Annotated in this window: 1 protein-coding gene; it reads left to right on the top strand. The window is 66.9% G+C overall.

Annotated features, from left to right (window positions below; all coding sequences use genetic code 11):
• Window positions 1-51: 51 nt before the first annotated feature.
• On the top strand, window positions 52-1,579 hold a 1,528-nt coding region (locus BUE39_RS33605), incomplete at its 3' end, for a condensation domain-containing protein (RefSeq protein WP_318268452.1).

Here is a 1,579-nt window from a genome sequence, read left to right as displayed (position 1 = left end):
ACACAAGCTACACAAGCTACACAAGCTACACAAGCTACACAAGCCGAACCCATCCCCCTATCCGCATCCCAACAAAGCCTTTGGTTCCTGTGGAAGCTCGATCCCGAGAGCGCTGCGTACCACGTGAACGGTGCGCTGCGTTTCGACGGCCGACTCGACGTCGACGCTCTGCGCGCCGCATTCGCCGCGCTCGGCGATCGGCATCCGGCGCTGCGCATGCGTTTCGCCGAAGTCGCGGGCGTGCCCTATCAGCGCATCGAAGCCGCGAGTCTCAACGACATCCGCCTACTCGACCTGCCGAGCACAGAAAACACGACCGAAACCACGACCGAAACCACGACCAACGACGAAGCCCTCGCCGCATGTCTCGCCGCGCTCGTGCGCGCACCGTTCGACCTCACCGCCGAGCCGCCCGTGCGCGCGACGCTGATCCGCGTCGCCGCCGATCGCCACGTGCTGCATCTGGTGCTGCATCACATCATCAGCGACGACTGGTCGGTCGGCCTTCTGTTCGCGGACTTCTCGCGCCTGTATCGCGAATATTGCGCATCGGACCACGCCGCGTCGATCGACCATCTCACGCACGATGCGAATTTCGCGACCGCATCGGCGGCGGCTTATCGCGAACTGATCGCGGCGCGCGCCGCGCAACTGACGCCCGAGCGCAAGTCCGCGCAACTCGACTGGTGGCGCGCCGCGCTCGCCAACGACGACGACTCCGCCGCGACGCTCGCGCTGCCCTACGACCGCGCACGTACCGGCACGCGCCGGGCACCGGGCGCGCGCCATCGCGCCCGCGTGCCGGCCGTCACCGTGAACGCGCTGCGTGCGCTCGCGGGCGCACGTCACGCGACGCTGTTCATGACGCTCCTCGCCGCCTTCGACGCGTTGCTCTACCGATACTCGGGGCAATCCGACATCCGCCTGGGCGTGCCGCTCGCGGGCCGCGATCTGCCGGGCGCCGCGGACGTCGCCGGTTTCTTCGTCAACACCGTCGTGATTCGCACCGCGCCGCACGGCGAAATGCGCGCGGCGCAACTGATCGACGACGTGCGCGAACGATTGTTGTGCGCCTACGCGAATCAGGACGTGCCGTTCGCGAGCGTCGTCAAGGCGGTGCAGCCCGAGCGCGATCCGACGCAGACGCCGCTGTTCCAGGTGCTCGTCAACCAGCAGCAGCGCCACGACCTCGGCGCATCGTTCGGAGAAGGATTGAGCGTGACGGTGGAGGACGTCGACAACGGCGAGGCTCAATTCGACCTGATGCTGAACATCGCGGAGACGGCCGGCGACGCGCTCGATCTGACGCTCACCTACGCGACCGATGTATTCGACGCGTCGACCATCGAACGGCTTGCCCGCAATTTCACGGGGCTGCTGGAGCAATGGAGCGCGGCGCCGGATGCGCGGATCGCGTCGTTCGAATTGCCCGAGATTCGCGATGAAGCGGTGCGGCGTTTGCCTGCCGCGTTTGCCTATGAGCTGGTGACGGCGCGCATCGCCGCGCAGGCGAGTGCGCGTCCTGACGCGATTGCGCTGGTCGATGGCGAGGAGCAGGTGACGTATGCGCAACTGGATG

The organism is Paraburkholderia terricola, from assembly GCF_900142195.1.
Classification (GTDB): Bacteria; Pseudomonadota; Gammaproteobacteria; order Burkholderiales; family Burkholderiaceae; genus Paraburkholderia; species Paraburkholderia terricola.
The sequence above is the reverse complement of the archived record's forward strand: the minus strand, read 5'-3'. Positions and strand labels throughout refer to the sequence as shown.